We start from the raw sequence: 201 nt of genomic DNA on the forward strand, positions 1-201 counted from the left end.
AGCCGACTTGGCTGTCTCTGACGCTGGCTTTGGCGATGAATTGTTTGCTTTGTCCAGCGTAGTAGTCGCTGAGGTGTTGGTTGAGTTTTTCGACTTGGCTGTTACCTGAGGCGGTGGCTTGGTCTTCGCCTTTGAGGTCTTGGATCCATGCAGGGCTGATGTGCCATGCTTGTTCGAGGCCTAGGCTGGCATTGTCTTGGT

Annotated in this window: 1 protein-coding gene; it reads right to left on the reverse strand. The window is 53.7% G+C overall.

Annotated features, from left to right (window positions below):
- Positions 1-201, reverse strand: a 201-nt coding sequence (locus AC1M9D_RS14255) for a hypothetical protein (RefSeq protein WP_481612467.1), incomplete at both ends; no start/stop codon positions are given.

It is taken from the genome of Acinetobacter sp. ANC_7682, assembly GCF_056779795.1.